19 protein-coding genes and 1 pseudogene are annotated in these 18709 nt (G+C 40.2%); 8 read left to right on the top strand and 12 right to left on the bottom strand.

Annotated features, from left to right (window positions below; all coding sequences use genetic code 11):
- The first annotated feature begins 202 nt into the window (after positions 1 to 202).
- A complete protein-coding gene (locus MHB79_RS05050) occupies positions 203 to 721 on the top strand; it encodes a DUF3267 domain-containing protein (RefSeq protein WP_003210901.1) in 519 nt (172 codons plus the stop codon).
- An 82-nt stretch (positions 722 to 803) separates the two neighbouring features.
- A complete protein-coding gene (locus MHB79_RS05045; RefSeq protein ID WP_072368131.1) occupies positions 804 to 989 on the top strand; it encodes a hypothetical protein in 186 nt (61 codons plus the stop codon).
- Positions 990 to 1042: 53 nt separating this feature from the next.
- Here MHB79_RS05045 and MHB79_RS05040 read toward each other — a convergent pair whose 3' ends face one another.
- A complete protein-coding gene (locus tag MHB79_RS05040; protein ID WP_017360317.1) occupies positions 1043 to 1132 on the bottom strand; it encodes a YjcZ family sporulation protein in 90 nt (29 codons plus the stop codon).
- A gap of 146 nt (positions 1133 to 1278) precedes the next feature.
- The gene (locus MHB79_RS05035; protein ID WP_008361129.1) at positions 1279 to 1365 is read right to left on the bottom strand and encodes a YjcZ family sporulation protein; all 87 of its coding nucleotides are present in this window, start codon (positions 1363 to 1365) and stop codon (positions 1279 to 1281) included.
- 161 nt (positions 1366 to 1526) lie between these two features.
- Here MHB79_RS05035 and MHB79_RS05030 point away from each other — a divergent pair, with 161 nt between their 5' ends.
- Positions 1527 to 2411 (top strand): peptidylprolyl isomerase, encoded by an 885-nt coding sequence (locus MHB79_RS05030; RefSeq protein ID WP_003211354.1) that lies wholly within the window; start codon positions 1527 to 1529, stop codon positions 2409 to 2411.
- Positions 2412 to 2463: 52 nt separating this feature from the next.
- On the opposite strand, the gene MHB79_RS05025 is transcribed toward MHB79_RS05030, so the two are convergent.
- The 4 genes from MHB79_RS05025 to MHB79_RS05010 form a co-directional block, all read right to left on the bottom strand.
- Positions 2464 to 2694 carry a sporulation YhaL family protein gene (locus tag MHB79_RS05025; RefSeq protein ID WP_340989193.1) on the bottom strand — a complete coding sequence of 77 codons (231 nt, stop codon included), beginning with the start codon at positions 2692 to 2694 and terminating at the stop codon, positions 2464 to 2466.
- A gap of 114 nt (positions 2695 to 2808) precedes the next feature.
- The gene (yhaM, locus tag MHB79_RS05020; RefSeq protein ID WP_003211952.1) at positions 2809 to 3753 is read right to left on the bottom strand and encodes a 3'-5' exoribonuclease YhaM; all 945 of its coding nucleotides are present in this window, start codon (positions 3751 to 3753) and stop codon (positions 2809 to 2811) included.
- Between the two features lie 62 nt (positions 3754 to 3815).
- Positions 3816 to 6605 carry an ATP-binding protein gene (locus MHB79_RS05015; RefSeq protein WP_340989191.1) on the bottom strand — a complete coding sequence of 930 codons (2790 nt, stop codon included), beginning with the start codon at positions 6603 to 6605 and terminating at the stop codon, positions 3816 to 3818.
- Positions 6606 to 6621: 16 nt separating this feature from the next.
- Positions 6622 to 7827 carry a metallophosphoesterase family protein gene (locus MHB79_RS05010; protein WP_340989190.1) on the bottom strand — a complete coding sequence of 402 codons (1206 nt, stop codon included), beginning with the start codon at positions 7825 to 7827 and terminating at the stop codon, positions 6622 to 6624.
- A 172-nt stretch (positions 7828 to 7999) separates the two neighbouring features.
- On the opposite strand from MHB79_RS05010, the gene MHB79_RS05005 reads away from it, so the two are divergent.
- Positions 8000 to 8188 (top strand): YhzD family protein, encoded by a 189-nt coding sequence (locus tag MHB79_RS05005; RefSeq protein ID WP_003210963.1) that lies wholly within the window; start codon positions 8000 to 8002, stop codon positions 8186 to 8188.
- 31 nt (positions 8189 to 8219) lie between these two features.
- Here MHB79_RS05005 and MHB79_RS05000 read toward each other — a convergent pair whose 3' ends face one another.
- On the bottom strand, positions 8220 to 8993 hold the full coding sequence (locus MHB79_RS05000; protein WP_340989188.1) for an enoyl-CoA hydratase: 774 nt from the start codon (positions 8991 to 8993) through the stop codon (positions 8220 to 8222).
- 597 nt (positions 8994 to 9590) lie between these two features.
- Here MHB79_RS05000 and MHB79_RS04995 point away from each other — a divergent pair.
- Positions 9591 to 9815 (top strand): annotated as a pseudogene (locus MHB79_RS04995) (hypothetical protein); the annotation flags it as partial.
- Here MHB79_RS04995 and MHB79_RS04990 read toward each other — a convergent pair.
- The 5 genes from MHB79_RS04990 to MHB79_RS04970 form a co-directional block, all read right to left on the bottom strand.
- Positions 9800 to 11074, bottom strand: a complete 1275-nt coding sequence (locus tag MHB79_RS04990) for a lysine N(6)-hydroxylase/L-ornithine N(5)-oxygenase family protein (protein ID WP_106029913.1) — start codon at positions 11072 to 11074, stop codon at positions 9800 to 9802. The pseudogene MHB79_RS04995 and the gene MHB79_RS04990 overlap by 16 nt on opposite strands.
- A 75-nt stretch (positions 11075 to 11149) precedes the next feature.
- Positions 11150 to 12649, bottom strand: a complete 1500-nt coding sequence (locus MHB79_RS04985; protein WP_226804870.1) for a coproporphyrinogen III oxidase — start codon at positions 12647 to 12649, stop codon at positions 11150 to 11152.
- 114 nt (positions 12650 to 12763) lie between these two features.
- A complete protein-coding gene (locus MHB79_RS04980) occupies positions 12764 to 13630 on the bottom strand; it encodes a Cof-type HAD-IIB family hydrolase (protein WP_050945401.1) in 867 nt (288 codons plus the stop codon).
- 451 nt (positions 13631 to 14081) lie between these two features.
- Positions 14082 to 14438, bottom strand: coding sequence for a YlbF family regulator (locus MHB79_RS04975; protein WP_003211109.1), 357 nt, complete (start codon positions 14436 to 14438; stop codon positions 14082 to 14084).
- Positions 14439 to 14559: 121 nt separating this feature from the next.
- Positions 14560 to 15693, bottom strand: coding sequence for a DUF445 domain-containing protein (locus MHB79_RS04970; RefSeq protein WP_251191032.1), 1134 nt, complete (start codon positions 15691 to 15693; stop codon positions 14560 to 14562).
- Between the two features lie 214 nt (positions 15694 to 15907).
- Here MHB79_RS04970 and MHB79_RS04965 point away from each other — a divergent pair, with 214 nt between their 5' ends.
- From MHB79_RS04965 to MHB79_RS04955, 3 genes are all read left to right on the top strand, one after another.
- On the top strand, positions 15908 to 17011 hold the full coding sequence (locus tag MHB79_RS04965; protein ID WP_340989185.1) for a YheC/YheD family protein: 1104 nt from the start codon (positions 15908 to 15910) through the stop codon (positions 17009 to 17011).
- Positions 16968 to 18326 carry a YheC/YheD family endospore coat-associated protein gene (locus MHB79_RS04960; protein ID WP_251191034.1) on the top strand — a complete coding sequence of 453 codons (1359 nt, stop codon included), beginning with the start codon at positions 16968 to 16970 and terminating at the stop codon, positions 18324 to 18326. Before MHB79_RS04965 ends, MHB79_RS04960 begins: the two co-directional genes overlap by 44 nt.
- A 155-nt stretch (positions 18327 to 18481) precedes the next feature.
- Complete coding sequence (locus MHB79_RS04955; protein ID WP_003211787.1) at positions 18482 to 18691, top strand: YheE family protein; 210 nt, start codon at positions 18482 to 18484, stop codon at positions 18689 to 18691.
- Positions 18692 to 18709: the final 18 nt, after the last annotated feature.

The raw sequence follows: 18709 nt of genomic DNA, 5'->3' as shown, positions 1-18709 counted from the left end.
TCTAGCCGAAATTACTCATTGACGAAAGAGACGAACCTCCCTCTTCTGTCTTTTTTTCTTGAAAAATCCAAAGTTTCCTCTCTTTATTCCATGTGAACACAACATTTTATTTTTTTTCATGAAAACCATTGATTTTTATCTTCAGGAAGAGTAAATTATCTTGAGATATTCAATTAGTTTTTTAAGATTGGAAGGATGAAAAATGAATTGTTGGAAAACCATTAATCTTGAAAAGGATTATGGTTATACAAGACTGCTGATTTCAGCCATAAGTCTTGCTATACTTTTTTTCATTACGGCTTTTTTATGTTTTCAACTGACTCATCCTGAAACGAGACTAAGCAGTCACAACGCACCGCTTTTTGCGATGCTTTTACTTGTGACATTGCTTGTCCACCGCGTGGTTCACTTGATCCCAGTGATGAAAAACAAGAAAAAAATGACGCTATTTAAACGCAATTGCTGGCAGCGTGTACCAAAGAACATCATGCTTTATTCACTACTCAGTCCATTTTGTGTGATTTCACCGGTTTACTTTGTGTTAGGTGTGGCGTTTCCAATGTATGCACACTATTTTATCATCATCGCAAGTATTCATGCAGGCTATTGTTTGCCTGACTTTTTATTTGCATGGAAACTGCTCAAAGCACCTAAATCCTGCATCATCGATCAAGCCCAAGACGAGTTTGATATTTTAGTTGACCAAACATCCTCATCATGAGGTTTTTAAAGCCAACTTCTATCTTTTTCATAAAAAATTTGGTAATGTAGTATGGGAATAGCATAGAGAGGGGGGATCTCCGATAGTTTTATTTTACTTCATCGTCTTTGCCGCGTTTATTGTGTATTCAATAAACAGGCTTACTAATACATTATGCCTTGTCAGAGAGATTCCTGAAGAACGGCAAGATAAGGTGTTTCGCTTTATCAATGTATCGATACTGATCTTACTGATCTCATCATTTGTTGAAATTACCATATCTATTTAAGATCAAAGCAAAAGCTGCCAGTTTGAGGGCAGCTTTTTGTGTATATTCATTAATTAGCAAATCCAAGATGCACCGATAATGATCAATAAGATGAATAACACGACGACTAGTGCAAAACCGCCAGCGAAGACTTCTCCTCCCATGTAAAAAACACCTCCTGCCAGTTCTTCCTCTGTTCTAAGCTCAGTGTATGCTATAAAATTGAAAACGTTTAGGCACCTGTCATCGTTTGAAAAAAGAACCGCCCGCACGCATGGCAGGACGGCTCCTTTCTGTCACAGCAATTTAATTAATAAAGATATGCTGCACCAACGATGATCAGCAAAATGAATAGCACGACCAATAAAGCAAACCCATTAGAATATCCTGCTCCCATATAATTCAGCCTCCTTTTTGTGATCACTATATGTGTATGTAGCGCGCAAATTTTTGACTAGACGAATGCCCTCCCATTTGCATTTCTTTTTACAGCGTGTCACAATATGTTATGATACAAGCAATGATAAATAAATTGGAAAGATTAGGAGTGTTTTTTGAATGAAAAAAATGGCTTTAGCAGCTGTAACAGCAGTTAGTGTTTTAACTCTTGGCGCATGCAGTAGCGGTGATAAAGATGTCATCGCAACAACAAAATCAGGAGATGTCACAAAAGAAGAGCTTTATACGACTCTTAAGAAACAAGCAGGTGGAGATGCTTTAAATCTACTTGTTCAACAAAAGGTTCTTGCTGACAAATACAAAGTATCTGATAAAGAAATTGATAAGAAAATGGAAGAATATAAAAAGACACTTGGTGAAGATCGTTTAAAACAACTTCAAGATGAATTCGGAAAAGATTACATCAAAGATCAAGTGAAATATGAGCTGCTGACTCAAAAGGCTGCCAAAGCTAACATCAAAATCACTGATAAAGAAGTAAAAGCGTATTACGATGACCTAAAAGGGAAAATCCGCGCAAGCCACATTTTAGTAGCTGATAAGAAAACAGCTGACGAAGTGGAAAAGAAATTAGATAAAGGTGAAAAATGGGATGCTGTTGTGTCTGAATATTCAACTGATACCGCTTCAGCTGCACAAGGCGGCGATGTAGGCTGGTTCGCAAAAGAAGGTCAAATGGACGAGAACTTCAGTAAAGCTGCATTCAAACTAAAAGTGAATGAAATCAGCAAACCAGTGAAATCACAATTCGGCTACCATATCATTAAAAAGACCGAAGAACGCGGTAAATACGATGACATGAAAGCAGACTTGAAAAAAGAACTACTTAATCAAAAACAAGCAGACACAAATGAAATCCAAACGATCTTAAACAAATTGGTGAAAGATGCCGATGTGAAAGTAAAAGATAAAGAACTTGAAAACACATTCAAAGAAAAGTCTCAACAACCCGCACAAAATCAACAACCACAACAAAACCAATAATCACAAAAACCCCTCTGCCGTGATCGGGCAGAGGGATTTTTATATCACCTGATTAAGCAATCGAGTGATCTTCTTGTGCCGCCGTATCTTGGGATCTTTTCATTTGCTGTCCCTGTCGTCTGCGCTCTCTTTCTTGCTCCATTCGCTCGATAAAAATTTCTCCTTCCTTTTCAATAAAGGATTCATCAATCTCTTGCTCCTCTTTGGCCGTTGTCATTAATTTATACGCACAGAAAATAATGCCAATGATACATGCATACACCCACCATGGAAAAAACAACATTTTTTCATCGCCTCCTTTTTTTCAGAACAGCTCTCTTCCTTTGTGTTACATGCTTATGCGAGAAGAAGACAAGTTATGAAAAAAACGCCCGCATAAGCGGACGTTTTGACATGGTTATTCGTGAAAGGTTGGTTTATAAAATGAACGATTCTCTAGCGCAAAAATACGTTCTGTATATTCTCCTGGCTTCACATGCTCAAGCGCACGATCCATCATATTCATCTTCGCATCTAAATTATCAATATAGTGGAGAATTTCGGCTTCCTTCACCATTGGTGGTTTCGGGCTGCCCCACTCTCCTTTGCCGTGATGACTTAGTACTAAGTGCTGTAGAATCAGAATTTCTTCTGAATCAATGCCAAGCTCTTCAGCAGCTTTCGCAATTTCTGTCACCATAATCGAAATATGACCAATTAAATTCCCTTCCACCGTATAGGTGGTTGAGACTGGGCCTGAAAGCTCTTTGACTTTTCCTAAATCATGAAGAATGATGCCTGAATATAAAAGATCTCGATCTAGTGATGGATATAGATCCACAATTGATTTAGCCAAATGCAGCATAGACACTACGTGATAAGCAAGACCAGAGACAAATTCGTGATGGTTTTTTGTCGCTGCTGGATAGTCAGCGAATTCCTGTCCATATTTTTTCAGCAAATGTCTTGTGACACGCTGTATATTAGGGTTTTTCATATCAAAGATATATTGCATAATCGTATCCATCATATCATGTTTTGGAATAGGAGCTGTTTCGAGAAAATCATCGATTCGAATTTGCTCATTTTCAGCAACAGGGCGTATATTCCTAAGTTTCAGCTGATTCCTCCCGCGATAATGATGAATATCGCCTACTACCTTCACAATGGTTTGTGCGGCATAGGTTTGTTCATCATTCTGCTTCGCATCCCATAGTTTCGCCTCAATATCTCCACTTTGATCTTGAAGAATTAACGTTAAAAATGGTTTGCCATTACTCGCAATCCCTTTAGTAGATGATTTAATTAATAAATGCAGGTCAACTTGTTCGCCGACATCATAGGTCATGATCCCTTTAGCCATTCAATAAAAGCTCCTTCCATGTTTCTGCTCATATAAGTATAACATAAGTAATTATTTGTCAATCATTCAACAACTAAACTCGTAACCTGTCCATCTTCTGCTGCTTGCTTCATATGCTCATGACAGGTGAAATAAAACAGCTGTGTTTCAAAACGTGTGAGCTCGTCCATCATCTCCAGCACTCTGCCTAGACGAACGTGATCGAAATGAACAAAGCTGTCATCCATCATAAACGGAAGCTGACAATCTTGCTGATGAGACAAAGCAAGCGCAAAACGAATCGCCAGATAGATCTGTTCACACGTTGCCTGTGAAAGCTCCTCAGGACGGAATATTCGTCCATCCATTCTTTTCACCATGAGCAAGTCATCTTCAGGTGAAAATAAAATCGCTTCATAACGATCATTTGTTAACGGTTGAATAAAACTAGAGACTGTTTGAAGCAATGCAGGCAGCCTTGTTTCTTTATGCTCATTCAATTTTTCTCGTATGACGGTGCGGACAAGCTGAATGGCCGCCCATTTTTTTGCAAGGTGCTTCGCATGCTCCTGCTCTGCGGCAAGCTGATGAGTCAAATCAGACACTGTTCCAGAAGCTTCTATTTGCCGGATTTCCACCGCTAGTTCTGCTAAACGCTTTTCCATATTCTCCGCATTCAATTGAACGTCATGAAGGTGCTGCTTTGCTTCTGCACACTCCTCCTCAAGGAGAGGTAGTCCTTTATGAACAATCCATTCCTCCTCATCAAAACAACCGCTTCTATGAAGCTCTTGATTCAGCTGCTGCAGCTCAGAAAGCCGTTTCCGGTATTCTTTCGATAGATGAGAAAGCACTTGGTAATCTTCTTTGGACTGTGCTTCTACTTGACGAAAAAGCTCGTCTGTTTGTTTTTCGTAATATTGAATTTCACCTTCTAGTGTCGAGAGCTGCTGCATCGCATGTTGAATGGATACATGTAATGTCTGGCGTTCTTTTTCTCTTTTCGCCACATCTTTCAATATCTCTTGAAAGGCTGAAATATTCTCCTGAATAGTTCCTTCCTTATTTTGAAGGAGACTGCTTAACGCTGAAACCTTGCGCTCATAAATCGATTGCTGATCGGAGAGCACATCTATTTCACGCTGAAGCTCCTCATATGCCGCTGTATTCATTTTTAATTGTTTTAGAATATGGAAGGCCTCTACTAGGAAAGAAAGCTCAGACGACAAGCCAAGCTGTCTCTTCTTTTCCTCTACTTGCTGCTGGACAGGCTCTACCTCTAGCTCCCAGTCTTCATATTGCCGGATGATTCTTTCGTACAGCAGCTCCTTCTGCCTCATAAGTGTTTCAGCTGAAGCTGCCTGCACTTGAAAGGAATCTAAGGCGTCTTCGCCGCTTCTTTGTTTCATAGGGCTCATTTGACTGATTGAGTAAATGACAAAGAAAAGAAAAACAGAAAATCCCGCAAACAAGAGCGTGATCCACCACTCTGTTAAAAAGAATAGAACACACAGAAACACCACATCAAATGCGATCAAGCCTCGGAATAACCACGACCGGGAATGAATCGGTTTCTTTTTCGTTCTTGTCCCCTTCGCATCATCTTCTGTTCCGTGCAGTCTCACTTGCTGTTCCTTTAATCCCTTTAAAGCGGCTTCTGCTTCGTCCAGCTCATGTCTTGCGTGATCAAATCGTTCATCTAACTGCGCCTTTCTGTCCATGAGACGGACGTATTGAGTGACAGTCTCCTTTAATTCCCACTCAAATTCAAGCGAATCGTCGATTTGTTCGAGCTTTATCGGGCGATCCCACTTTAGCTTTGCTACCGCTTCGTCGATTTTTTGTTTCAATGAATCACGGTTTGCTCGACACTCTGCTATGCGCTTTTTCACAAGCTCAGCATTAGATGCTTCATCTACAACTCGTTTCATCTCCATTAAGGTATCTTTGTCATAGAGCGGTTGAACTTGTACGAGTGAGGTTTGCAAATGTTCTAACTTCTGTTTCAGTGCAGTCAATTGAGCCTTTTTCGGGTGAAGGTGTGATTCTAGTTTATCCAGCTCATGCTCTGTTTCTGCTCTAAAACGTTTGACCCGGTCTGGATAGCGGGCTAATTCCTTTTTCAACTCCACTTTTTTCTCAATCATGGGATACACTTGAATGGATTCAGTCAGTTTCTGAAGGTGTTCTTCTGCTTGCTTCATTTCATTTTGAAGCTTTTCGATCGTCTCCGTTAATTCAGATTGCTCCCGTTTCTTTTCGGTATAGCTACCTTCTATCAATCTCGCTTGTTTCAGCTGACCTGTTAGCTCTTTTAAATGATCAAGCTGCTGGTTTAATTCAGGCTTGCGGCCATTTGGTTTAAACAGCTGCTCCTGCTGCTTTAGCAGCCTGCTATCCATCTTGGTGGCTGCATCTGAGCCAAATAAACTTGAGAAAAGTAGAAATTCACCTATCTGATCCTGATTTAAAGCTTGGACATTTTGCAGTCCGAACACATCAAATGAATAGATTGATTGATATAATCTGCGATCCGTTCCCTTTAAAAGTATCTGTAGAAAAGCTTCGTCTTTCACTTCACCATTCGGTAAAAACACCTGTGCTTGACCACCGCGGTCGGATGTTCTCTCAATGTGAATAACGCCTAACTCGTCATCTTGGCAAGTGAGGGAACCACCATAAAAAGAACCCTGTTTCGTCTTGTACATCTTGTTTTTCGGAAAACCAAATAACATCGATTCAATAAACGTTTTCAATGTCGTTTTCCCCGATTCATTCAGGCCGTAAACTAGCTGAAAACCGTCATCAGAAAAGTGAAAGGTCCGATTTGAAAATTTCCCAAAATGGGCGATATGGAGTGAACGTATTTTCATTGTGCCTCTCCTTTTCTCATAATTGCTTTAGCTGTTCTGTCAGCAGCCTTTGTGCTTCTTCTTTTATATCCACTTCATCCTCTTTTGTGAGAGTTTTGCCTGACTTTCTATAGATTGGGTGACGCTTGATCGGTGATAGAAGCTCTTCATATGCCTCAAACTGTGAAATTTCAGCAGTGAGTTCCTTTAAAAAAGAATCTTCTGGATAGGCGACATCCTCATTTGTTCGGCAATCAATCGAGATCACCCAAACGAATACATCTTCATCTTCTTCCTGTTCATGAAGAACGGTCATGAGCTCCTCAAGCTGCGTATGCTCAAAGTAAGGTGGTGCCTCACCCGTCAATTCAATTTTCACAAAATGAGGGACGCCATCCTTTTTCAGTTCACTGATTTTGTTATCCACAAGTATCACAAGATCCGTCATATGAACCGTCTCTGTGATGTCTATTGCAAGTGTCTCAAACATCACATCTGCACAGCTCATAAATTCCGCTGTCGCAGAATCCTCGGAGAGTTGCACAACGTAACAGCCTTTCTCTCCTGTTTCTTTTATATGTCTGCCCTGCATGTTACCAGGGTAAATAATCAACGGGTCTTCATGCAGAAGGGCTCTCTTATGTATATGTCCAAGCGCCCAATAATCGAAATCTCGGGAAACGAGCTGCTCAAGCTGAAAAGGTGCATACGCGTCATGACCTTCTTGTCCAGCTAATGTACCGTGAAGCATCGCAATGTGAAAGGCAGCATCTGTCGTTTTGACGTAATGTGAGGTCATATTTTCATAGACAGCACGCTCCTTGTAGCTAAATCCATAAATACTTGCGACAAGCTGATCTCCTCTATAGTAGGATTGCTCACTTGGGGTACTGGTTGAAAAAACGTGCACATTCTCAGGCCACTCAATCGGTGTCCATTCACCGCCTAAATGATCATGATTACCATAAATAATAAAGACTTCAATCCCTTGAGTTTGCAGTCTTAGAAACTGATTTCTTAAAAACAGCTGTGCTTTCAGGCTACGGTTGGATTCGTCAAATAAATCTCCACTCAGCAGCACAAAGTCTACTGCTCGAGCAATGGCGAGATCAAACATATTCTTCGCACTTTGAAATGTACTTTCTTTGAGCCGCTTAAAGGGTAAGCTAGGGATATTCGACATTCCTGCAAATGGACTGTCTAAATGTAAATCTGCGGCATGAATAAAGGTGAGCTTAGTCAAACGTCTATCTCCTTGTCCGATACTGTCATTGTCCATATTTTATCATGCCATTTTTGCGAATGCACGTTCTATCACTCTCATTCTAAAAAACACATTTTTAAGGGCTAAAAAAGAGGTTTTATCTTATTCCTTGTTTAATTACATAGACAAGTAGAGGAAAGGAAGATGAGGAATGGAGAAGACATACTTTTTAACTGTATTTGACCCATCGGGTGAGACTTTATTAAATGAAAAAATCACAACGGATAGTGATGAAAAGGCAAAGGAATTAGGTCGCCATCGCTTAATCGAACAGCAATACACGAAGCATTCTCATCGGCTCGTTGATGATGCAGGCAAGCTGCTTTTATTTGAACGTTAAAAAAGCCGGCATTCGCCGGCATCACATCCGTTTATACATTCTGGAACACAGGTCGTCTTTTTTCTAAAAAGGCCTGAATGCCTTCCTTATGATCATGGCTTTGCCTCAGCCTTGCCTGTGCTGCCCTCTCCTTTTGAAGAACGGCTAATAGCTGTGATTCTGACTGCTGGAAATAGATTAGCTTTGTCTCGATAAATGCTTGAAGCGGCATGTTCATAAACGGCTTCACACATACCTTTTGATACGCATCGACTTCATCTTGAAACACGCCGTCTGCAAGGCCCAGCTTTAGCGCTTCTTCAGCAGGAAGCTTTTGTCCGCTCCAAATCAATTGTTTCGCGGTTTGTTCACTGACTCTTTTTGTAAGGAAAAAGTGTCCTCCGCCATCTGGTATTAAGCCTACTCCATTAAAATTCATGGCGAGCTTTGCATCTTGATGCATAAACAAGTAGTCACAGCTTAAAGCAAAGCTAAAAGCAAGGCCTGCCGCTGACCCGTGGACAAGAGCAATCGTCACTTTTTTCATACCGGCAAGAGAAAGCGTAATCCCCTCGATCAGATCCATCACACGATGGAAATCTTCTTCATTTTCCTGCTTCAGCATCATGCCAATATCTCCACCTGCTGAAAATCCTTTTCCCACACCCTTGATCACAACGACTTTTGCACTACTTTCCTCCGCCGCATCACATGCCTCTTTGAATTCAGCAAACATGTCCACATGAAATGAATTGTAAGCATCTGGTCTGTTGAAAACGATTTCAAAAATATTCCCGTCTAGCTGACAATTGATATATGTCATCATGCATCCCCCTTTTCTTTTAAACACACAACTTACTTCCATTTCAACCCGAATAATCCCTTTTCCTCTGCGTAAAAAATTTCAAGTTCAGTTGATACCAAAATAAGCAAAATTGTTGAAACAAAAAATATATTTTTATATAGTAAATGAGGAAAGAAATTGATGATGAAAGGGGGAGGATGGTTGATAAAGCGTTCCCTATTCATATTGGTTAGTTTCATCGTCATGTTTTCTCCTTTTTCAAATGTCGTTTTTGCTACACAAGCAGAAACGAGCACACCTAGTCTTATTTCTCCATCCATCTCCGATGAAGAAATACACGCTGTGAAAACACCTCTATTTTCAAAAAATATGCCTCTTCTATTCTATTAAAGGACAGATTATCACTGGCTGATTCAAAGGTTTTCCCTCTAAAGCCTGCTCCATCAGCTGCGTTATCGATTGACGTTTTTTGAAAATAAAGTGTGCGATCCCCATCATGTGTCAATCAAATGATCCATACTGATTCATTTTATTTCATCCGTATTACGATATGAAAATCACAACCTACATATTTGGAGGGATAAAATGAATATGAAAGAAAATGATCTTCCTGGGAGTATTGCGGGCGGACTTGCCGCTACCTTAAAACCATTTGCTGCATTGTACGTCTTAATCCTTGCGATATTAGGTCCACTAGTGACGAAGGAATCTAAGCGAATTTATCAAATTCTGAACAAAGTGTTCAAATGGCAAACAGAAAAGCCAAAAGTGAAAAAAGAAACGAATCTAATGAAAAAGGGCCCTATGCTTGGGGCCCTTTTTATCTCTTATTCAAATTGCTGAAAGGCTGTTTCTTGCTTAACTGGCGCTTCTTTGACCCCGCGAATGGTTTGAATCACTTTCTGGTTGCGGTAGATGGATAGTTTTAAATTGGTCGCCGCTGTTCCATGAGAGTGATCTAGGTGCGTGAATGTAAAGAAATGATGCGGACGCTTGTCTTTGAACACAAGCCTGAAGTCTTCTGTCACTTTAAAATGCTCTTCACTTTCCCATTCAATTAAAGGTTCATACGCACTAAACCATGCCGGGATATTCGGTGTATACCCTGTAGCCAATACGGCACGATCTACTGTTATATTCTTTTTTTTCTTTAACTGCCACTGCTTTAGGTGTAGCTTCAGGGACTGATTCTCCTCCACCTGTATGGCTTCAAGCTCGGTCATTGGCTGAATAATCACAGATGGCTCTTCGCCTGAAACAGACCGATGATACAATTCCTGATAAATGCGTGAGAGTGTCGATGCATCTATCCCATTTCTTAATCCAGTCAGCCTAGGTAATGTGTTCATTCGTTCTTCATAAGGAAGCGAATGGAAATATTCAACGTACTTTGGTGTAAACAGCTCCTGACCAAGCTCAGCCGTCTCCAGCTCTCTAAATTCACTAGATCGCGTAAACCAAGATAGCTGTTGCCCTTTCTTCTGATGCTGAAGCAGGTCTAAGAAGATTTCGGCTGCACTCTGCCCAGAGCCAATGACCGTCACCGCCTCAGCTTCATGAAGTTCTTTCTGTTGTTCTAAATACCGGCTGCTATGGGTCACATATGGCAGTGCAGCAGCAGGCACATCGACAGGAATCATCGGTTTGCTCCCTGTTCCGAGCACGACATGCTTTGCCTGATACTCAGAAAGCGATCCATCCTTCAATCGCCGGATTTTCACAAGATAACCACCTTGGCAGTCCGTCACTTCCTCTACCTTCATGCCAAATTGACAGCTATCTAATTCACCTGCGACCCATGACAAATACTCATTGAATTCTCTTCGCGGAATGTCAAACTGTTCAAATGTATAGAACCGGTGAAGTCTATTTGATTCATGTAAATAATTTAAAAATGTATATCTGCTCCTTGGATTCGCCATCGTCACAAGATCAGCTAAAAAGGAGACTTGTAAATCCGTTCCTTTGATCAGCATACCAGGATGCCAGGCAAATTCAGTCTCCTGTTCAAAAAAACAGCATGAAACATCTTCATACTCCGCTAACAAAGCCGCCAAACCTAAATTGGCAGGCCCAATCCCAATTCCGATCACATCAATCATATGTACACCTGCTTTAACTTTTTATCACTTATATACCCTTTTACAAATGAAAAAAACACTGCGTCACCGCAGTGTTTAAACATGAGGAACAAATAATGACTCAAGAAACTGAATTTTCTCTTCAGTATAGTGTTCATAACGGTCATTATATGATTTTGGATCTTTTGGATTGGCATATTGCGTAATTTTTCCTGAACGTGGATCAATAAACTTACTAGCAGCACCGCATCCAATCCCAATGATTGTCTGCACTTCTTCCATAATAATGATATTATACAAACTTTCCTGTCCATCTAATGAATACCCGACATTTTCAAGGTTTCCTAAGATGTTTTTTTGTCTATATAAATAATAAGGATGATAGTCATGTGCTTTCGTCCAAGCGACCGCTTCATCCATCATACGTGTGATCTCTTCTCGGTCAGCTACTTGATATTTGTCCTTATTGCGCGTCATCTCAGACGCTCTTTTAAAGGAGAGTGTATGCACAGTTAACGATTCAGGCTTAAGTTCTTCAGTCTGTTGCAAGGAATGCTGGAATTCCTTTAGCCCTTCTCCCGGCAAACCAATAATTAAGTCCATATTAATATTATTCATGCCATACTGTCTTGATAAGTGATACTTTTCAATCGTTTCTTCTACACTATGGTGCCGGCCAATGGCTTTCAGTGTTTCATTCTCATACGATTGTGGATTGATACTAATCCGGTCAATATGATATCGGTTTAGCACCTCTAGCTTATCAGGCGAAATCGTATCAGGACGTCCTGCTTCGACAGTCACTTCCCGTATATGTTTCACATCAGGGAACGAGCGATACATTTCTTCATACAGCAAATCCATTTCTTCTGCAGTGATACTCGTCGGCGTACCTCCGCCAAAATAAACAGTCGTCACTTTGATCCCATGTTCTTTTAGCCAAGTACCAATTTTTTGCATCTCATAATGCAGACCAAACAAAAACGTTCCCACTCTTCCAGCTTGTCCTTTAATCGCATAAGCAGGAAACGTGCAATAAGCGCATTTTGTTGGGCAGAAAGGAATACCAATATAAATACTTACTTCCTGCTGAAGGTCATACAGGTCAGGAATCGCTTGAAGCTGACGGTCAACAATCTCCTGCATCAAATTGATTTTTTCATCATGAATCAAATAATCACGCTTTAACGCGGCATGCGCATCTTCCTTTGTCATACCTTCTCTCAGCATCTTATGAAGTAATTTTGTAGGACGTATCCCTGTGAGAATACCCCACTTTTGCGTCATTCCTGTGTGCTCCTGAAGCAGATGTAAATAAACAGACAGCACTGTGTTTTTGATTTGCTTCCAGCGCTCCTTGTCATTCAAGCCCTCTGGGACGTCTCGCGAAAAACGACTAGTGATGTCTAATCCAGCGATGTGACCAGATGCCTCCACCGTTCCATTTTCTTCTTTCCAGCTAAACTCCATGACTAGTCCATCATGCAATTCATCTGGATCAAACAGCACTTCACTATCTTCTTCAAATAAATTGGCTATATTGACAAGCGGGCGATGAAATCGTTCATCTGACAGCCCTTTAATTAAAATTCGCATCGTATCACCTTTATCTTCAAACTTGTTTCATTTTACAAAATATATGTAGGAAAAGCAATGACTGGAACAGTTGAAGACCCTGCCATTTCTTGATTGACAGGGCCTTCGCCTATATTATCGTTTAATATCGAATTGATGTAAGAATCCTTCTCTTTGCTGCATTCTAAAGTATTCTTTGATCATATAAGCGACTCCCTGTTCATCGTGCGAACGTGTCACCCAATCGGCTTTACGCTTAACAGAATGAGGTGCATTTCCCATCGCAACGCCTAAACCAGCCAATTCAAGCATTGCGATGTCATCTGTTCCCTGCCCAATGACCACCGTATCTTCTAAAGTCAAATCTAATGCTGAGGTCAAAAGAGAAAGCCCCGCTTCTTTCGATACGCCTTTGCATACAATATTCATTTTCTCATCACTGATCCGAATAAGATCGACAGATGGAAAAGCTTGTTGAATGGTTCGGTGAATTTCAGGCTGCAGCTCTGCCGTTGAATATACTTCAATCACTGGTGTACTGACCGGTTCATCCATCAGCATATCACTTAGCGATTCAACAAATTGCACGGGATAGAAAATTGGATCAGATGGATGAATCAACGTCTTTCCCATCAGCTGTGACTGCGTTTTTTTCCGGTTGCCAATCGAGAATTTTTCATGCAGCAAGCGAACATTACAATCAAAGCTTTCAAGAATTTGTACAAGATTAAATGTTTTTTCTTCCGTTAGTTTCTTCACATGAAGCGGCTCATCGAGTTTATTCGCGATAAATGCACCACTATGCGTTACAAGGGTTGACGTTGGAATCTTCAACGCCTTGGCAATTTTTTGTGCGGAACGAAAATGCCGGTTGGTGACAAGCGTCACGTAAACCCCTTTTTTCTTCACGTATTCCACAGCTTCTTTTGTAGCGGAATGGATTTTTCCATTGGAACGAAGTAACGTTCCATCTATATTGAGTGCAAGTAATTTTTTTGACACTGAGGCATCCCCCTTCTTGATGACTGTACTTACGATGAGGATATGCCCTAGCTTGGTGCTTTAGAACATGCAGTTGAAAGAGCCCTATGTGTTATGAATCTTTTGCAAATAAAAAAAGCCTACCCCTAGGCTTTTTTTTATGTATGGTTTGGATGCGTCACAATGAGGTGATGAAGCTCCCCATGATCCCCTTATCTTTCACACACCAAAGCATTGCTTATATCAGATCCCCTTATGCTTTGTGTTTCTCCCAGAAGCGCTTCTCTCTCGTTTGGCTAATCGCCATAAATCCCAAGTGAAACGCACCCAATTGTCCCATGAGAGCGCTCATTTGAAAGCACTTTCAATATAAGTATTATCGCAAAATTTATGAGCTTCGACAACCTTTTTTTGAAAAGTTGGACAGGGAACATGTGAAATAAAAAAAGGGCGAATATCATCGCCCTTTTCATTAATTTTCTTCTGGATTCCCATAAAGCTCTTCAAGAGGCTTCATGATCACTTTATTTAATTCTCCGATGAGAACACTCACACGTTGTTCTGCTTCCATCAACTGCGAGATTTTATCGTGCTGTTGAACAAGTGCCACTGTTTTTTGAGCTTGCTCCACTTCTTCTTGTGTGATCTCTTGACCAGTCATTTGTTTTTGTTGAAGGTTTACTTGAATGTCACGGAAGTTATCGAACATTCTTTTAGAGGATTCATCCGCGTTTACCTCATCATAAAGATTTTTTAAAGTTGAATATTCTTCGCTATGACGCAGTGCTTTTTCAAGGTCATATGCAACATCATAAACATTTACAGACATGTTATGTCTCCTTTCTATCCGTTATCACCGATATGATCGGCGGACACCACTCCACTATAACAAACTATGGCTTTCGTTTCACATATATACAATGAATTCATCAAAATTTCTCTAGTCTGTCTTAAAATAGCGTGACAAAGATTGCTTGGATTGCGCCGATCAATCCGCCTAAAAGACCGCCTAAGAATGTAATCATCTTGAGCTCCTTATTGGAAATACTGACGACAAGCTCTTCCATTTTTTCTAGCGGGAAAAGTTCAATTTGTTCACGAATGATGTCTTCAAATTGCAGCTTTGCAAGCAGATCCTCTAAAACATTTGATGCCGCACTGATCCCCTTTTGAATCAGTACTGGTGCAACGTGTGTTTTAAGATCATCCGCTACAGCACTGACATATGCACCAACTGGTTTGTCTAATATCAGCTTTGTTGAGAAATGAGAAAGCAATTGGTTTTTCACGCTAAACATAAGTTCCTTCACATTCCATCTTTCATCAAGCTCATTTAGAGAGAACTGCTTCACCTTGTCCCATTCTTGAACAAGCAAATCTGATAAAAACCTTTTTGTCTCTGCGTTTCTTAAAAATTTGATGATTTCAGGATGTACCCGATCAATTAAGCTTGAATTTCCTAGAAACATTTGGACCATGCTGCCGAGCATTCCTCTTTCTTTTAAGAAATCATCAATCATATTACCGAGTCTTGATTTTCCTTCCTCACTTTCAAAATAATGAATCCCTCTCTTTAAAATATAATCTGCTGCATCTGGAATTTTTGAAGATATTTTGTTTTCCACATCTAGCGGAAGCAATTCAGATAAAGTTTGCTCATTATAATTTTCAAGTAGTGAATTGAGCTTATGATCAGACCACTCATGGATCCATTCATCTGCTTTGACGTCAGCCTGTGATACGCCGAAGCTTTCAAGCAAAGATAGCACTGTTATCTCCATTTCAGCGCCTTTGTCAATATATCGATGGACTGTATGTAAGATTTCTTGCTTTGCCTCCGATGATTCAAATCGCTTTTGAATACCTTCTGGCGTGAGCAAATGCTCCATCACCATGACACCAACCTGCTTGGCTACTTCGTCTCTTCTTTTCGGAATGAGCCCTGGTGTAAAAGGAAGCTGTTTCCCGAATAAGTAATACGGCTTATAAGGGCGAAAAAGCATTTTAATCGCAAGATGGTTTGTTGCTGCTCCAATGACTGCGCCTATCACAATCATAAAGATAAACGTTGTGAATATATTCAAAGTCGTCATCAACCTTTCAAATAACACCCGATGTTTATTGTTTTAACCTATACGTATTATAGTTGTTGTCAAGTTCCCAAGCAAATGAAGCATGCTGCTAGACATATGATCAATCGATCTGTCGTAATGATAAAGGAGCGCAATCTTTATGTAAAATCATGAAAAAGTGTTTTTCTGCTGGTAAAAAAAGAAGTTGAAAAGAAGGTGTTTTTTAATGACATCAACATTAGGTATTGTGACCCTTTCACCGAAGTATGAAGAGGCATTCACACGTAGGCTAGCCAAAGCTGCCCCTGCTTATGGTTTAAAGGTTGTCCGTTTTACACCACTTGATTTAAAGCCGGCTTCAAATTTGATACAAGGTCAAACATATACGAATGGTCATGGATTCGTCGCAGCAGAATTTGAGATTCCTGACTTGATTTACGATCGATGCCTTTACAAGCATGACGCACAATCTAAAAAAGCAAAACCAATCATGGATTGGCTGAAAAAGTATCCGAAAACAGATTTTTTGAATACAGGTATTTCAAATAAAATGATGCTATTCGAGCAGCTCCGCCTTCTCCCTGCTTTACAGCCATATTTACCTGTCTGCTCATTATTAAAAAAGACATCAGACCTTCTCAGCATGTTAAGGAAAGACGGTTATTGTAAAATGCAGCCGCTCTCTCAACACCATGCAGCATCTACTTACTTCATTTTCTTAAAAGACAACACTTTCACTGTTCAGCTAAGTCCCGAGCAAGTCATCACTTTTTCGCGTCCATCAGATATAGAGCGCTGGTATAAAAAATATGTAGGCCGATATTTCCTTCAATTTTTTCAGACGAGTGATGAAAAAGACTTTTTATTCAATGAAATAAGGATTTTCCTGATGAAAGATTCACAAAATCAGTGGAATCGCATAGGAATTCACACAAAATCACCTACAGAAAATAGTCATTTAAGCATTACACAAAAATCAGCAGCCATGATAGGCTTTGATCACTATCTAAACACCTTGCAGCCGCACATCAAAGAACTTCTTTTAGATGATATTGCATCCATTCAAGCATCTCTGCCAGCATATATAGATAAAACCCTTTCCCCTTGCTTTGAATTCGCTGTAGACTTACTCCATACAAGTGAAGGCAGGCTTTTCATATCAAATATAAGATCAAAACCAGGGCGATCCGCTTTTTTAAAAGCTTATCCTGACAAGGAAAATCATTTGATTCGTACCATTCTTGCACATGCCCAATCGATGAAGTCTCAACCGAAGGAGGTATCTTATGAACAAAAATCGCTGCATCATCGCTCCTCATCCCACAAGTGAAAAAACAATTCATCTTCCCGTCCGTTTTAAACAGCAGGAGGCGATCTATTCTCTTGCTTTAGGTTCCCGTTTAATAGATGACTTCACCGTTTCCTATCATCAACATCCGAAGAAAATTTTATTATCAGAAGATCTATATAGAGATTTACGAATTCCTTATCAATCAAAAGCTGATATGATCGCCATTGATCATACCCTGTTTTTAGGGCCACTGCTTGGTATTTTCACCGCAGGTTTTGAGCAAAGCACGCAGCCACTCGGAACGAGATCAGACTTTTTTATCAAACTGCTGCGCTCTTTCAAACAACATGCCGGTTTTGCCTATCTTTTTGGTACTCATTCTATTGATTGGGATAAAGGAATGGTAGAAGGATTGTTGTACCAACAGCAAACATGGGTTAAAAAACAGATGCCCCTGCCTTCAGTCATTTACGACCGTCTTCCAAGTAGAAAGGCTGCTCAGTCAGCATTCATTCAAGAAACAAAACGCAAACTCACTCAAGACTATGATATTCCTTGGTTCAACCCTCATTTTTTTAACAAATGGGATATTCATGAACAACTGTTAACAGATGAAAAAACATGTCCTTTTCTTCCACATTCCATACAATTGGACCCGGTGGACGCTCTAAATAAAATAGAAACACTCCTCCATCTACATCAGGTCATTTACTTAAAACCGTCAAACGGCAGTCACGGCGACGATATTTATCAATTAAACAAGAAGGCTCATGGAATCATTGTATGCTCAAATCAAGGAAGAGCTGTTCCATATGACTCATTAGAGGATTTCGTGACCAATCTCCGGAAAGATCACGCAGTTCAAGACTTTATGGCTCAACAAGGCATTGCACTTCTTCAAATAGACAATCAACCAATGGATTTCAGAGTCCATACCAATAAAAATAAGTACGGTCATTGGACAGTCACAGCAGCAGCAGCAAAAATTTCTGGCAATCACACCGTCACGACTCACCATTCACATGGTGGCTCGGTGAGAACACTTTATGATGTTTTTCCAGAAAAGAAGAAGCGTTTCAAAATCTTAGAGCAGCTTTCTTATACGGCCATCACGCTTAGTCAGGTAATTGATGAAAAAATGTCCGGTCATATTGGTGAAATCGGTTTTGATTTAGGTATTGATCAGACAGGAGCTATCTGGATGTTTGAAGCCAATTCTCGTCCTGGCCGCGAGGTTTTCCAGCATGTCTCATTGCGAAACTCAGAAAGGCTGATCGGCAAAAGAATCATGGATTACGCATCTTACCTTTCACAAACGACCTCAACAACTACAGACCATACAAACGTCTACTGAATGTTTTTCGTTTTAAAGTGAGGGTGCTATGAAATCTATGCTTTTCCTATGCTCTTTTCATCAGATGAGATACAATAAAATCAAGTTCAAGGTTGTTTCCGTATTGTCGTGTTTATTTATTGTTTCATCAATAAAAGCAAGGAGGCAATAATGATATGATTTCTCATTTTCAATGGAAACCTCTCTTTAAAAAAGCACAATTGCCAGGCTGGAAAATATCCTTTTTTCACAATGGTGCGCACTACGAAGGCATCTACCACAAAACAGGTGATATTGAATGGGGCTCTCAGCTTCCGCCCCATGAAGTCGAACCAACATTAAAAGAAGAAATCCACGAATTAATGCTATTCCATGTCTATGATTAAACTGTTTAAGGAGCTTCG

It is taken from the genome of Bacillus sp. FSL M7-0558, assembly GCF_038003245.1.
GTDB lineage: Bacteria > Bacillota > Bacilli > Bacillales > Bacillaceae > Bacillus > Bacillus pumilus.
The sequence above is the reverse complement of the archived record's forward strand: the minus strand, read 5'-3'. Positions and strand labels throughout refer to the sequence as shown.

Excerpts from the sequence above, each read along its gene's own strand:
- MHB79_RS05050 (WP_003210901.1), top strand. The coding sequence starts at position 203 with ATGAATTGTTGGAAAACCATTAATCTTGAAAAGGATTATGGTTATACA.
- MHB79_RS05040 (WP_017360317.1), bottom strand. The coding sequence starts at position 1,132 with ATGGGAGGAGAAGTCTTCGCTGGCGGTTTTGCACTAGTCGTCGTGTTA.
- MHB79_RS05035 (WP_008361129.1), bottom strand. The coding sequence starts at position 1,365 with ATGGGAGCAGGATATTCTAATGGGTTTGCTTTATTGGTCGTGCTATTC.
- MHB79_RS05030 (WP_003211354.1), top strand. The coding sequence starts at position 1,527 with ATGAAAAAAATGGCTTTAGCAGCTGTAACAGCAGTTAGTGTTTTAACT.
- MHB79_RS05025 (WP_340989193.1), bottom strand. The coding sequence starts at position 2,694 with ATGTTGTTTTTTCCATGGTGGGTGTATGCATGTATCATTGGCATTATT.
- yhaM (WP_003211952.1), bottom strand. The coding sequence starts at position 3,753 with ATGGCTAAAGGGATCATGACCTATGATGTCGGCGAACAAGTTGACCTG.
- MHB79_RS05015 (WP_340989191.1), bottom strand. The coding sequence starts at position 6,605 with ATGAAAATACGTTCACTCCATATCGCCCATTTTGGGAAATTTTCAAAT.
- MHB79_RS05005 (WP_003210963.1), top strand. The coding sequence starts at position 8,000 with ATGGAGAAGACATACTTTTTAACTGTATTTGACCCATCGGGTGAGACT.
- MHB79_RS05000 (WP_340989188.1), bottom strand. The coding sequence starts at position 8,993 with ATGATGACATATATCAATTGTCAGCTAGACGGGAATATTTTTGAAATC.
- MHB79_RS04990 (WP_106029913.1), bottom strand. The coding sequence starts at position 11,074 with ATGATTGATGTGATCGGAATTGGGATTGGGCCTGCCAATTTAGGTTTG.
- MHB79_RS04985 (WP_226804870.1), bottom strand. The coding sequence starts at position 12,649 with ATGCGAATTTTAATTAAAGGGCTGTCAGATGAACGATTTCATCGCCCG.
- MHB79_RS04975 (WP_003211109.1), bottom strand. The coding sequence starts at position 14,438 with ATGTCTGTAAATGTTTATGATGTTGCATATGACCTTGAAAAAGCACTG.
- MHB79_RS04965 (WP_340989185.1), top strand. The coding sequence starts at position 15,908 with ATGACATCAACATTAGGTATTGTGACCCTTTCACCGAAGTATGAAGAG.
- MHB79_RS04960 (WP_251191034.1), top strand. The coding sequence starts at position 16,968 with ATGAACAAAAATCGCTGCATCATCGCTCCTCATCCCACAAGTGAAAAA.
- MHB79_RS04955 (WP_003211787.1), top strand. The coding sequence starts at position 18,482 with ATGATTTCTCATTTTCAATGGAAACCTCTCTTTAAAAAAGCACAATTG.